General features: G+C 63.3%; 1 protein-coding gene. It reads left to right on the plus strand.

Features of this window, described 5'->3' with window-relative positions:
* A partial coding sequence (locus AACY19_RS26810; RefSeq protein ID WP_339454508.1) for a molybdopterin cofactor-binding domain-containing protein occupies window positions 1-583 on the plus strand: 583 nt, incomplete at both ends.

Consider the following 583-nt stretch of genomic DNA (forward strand, 5'->3'; position numbering starts at 1 on the left):
CCACGCACCTCAACCAGGCGGGGGCACTAGTCCACCTCTACACCGATGGCTCCATTCAGCTGAATCATGGCGGCACGGAGATGGGCCAAGGCCTCCATACCAAGGTGGCGCAGATCGTTGCCGATGTCTTCGCGGTGCCGTTCGATAAGGTACGCATCACGTCGACGCGGACCGACAAGGTGCCCAACACCTCGGCGACCGCCGCCTCGTCCGGCGCCGACCTGAACGGCATGGCGGCCTATAACGCGGCCCAGACGATTCGAGAGCGACTGATCGCCCTCGCGACACGCTGGCGGCAAGTGCCCGAGGACACTGTCCGCTTCGCACGTGAGGGTGTGTGGGTTGGTGGCGATCTCGTGCCTTTTGCGACGCTCTGTCGGCAGGCCCATATCGGTCGCGTTTCGCTATCATCGACCGGCTACTATGCTACGCCTGGGATCGAATACGATCGCGCTGCTCATCGAGGCCGACCGTTCTACTATTTTGCCTATGGCGCGGCACTGGCGGAAGCGGTGATCGACACCCTTACCGGCGAACACCGCGTCCTGGCGGTTGATATCCTCCACGACGTCGGCCGCTCACT

The organism is Pseudomonas sp. EA_5y_Pfl2_R50 (assembly GCF_963970475.1).
Taxonomy (GTDB): domain Bacteria; phylum Pseudomonadota; class Gammaproteobacteria; order Pseudomonadales; family Pseudomonadaceae; genus Aquipseudomonas.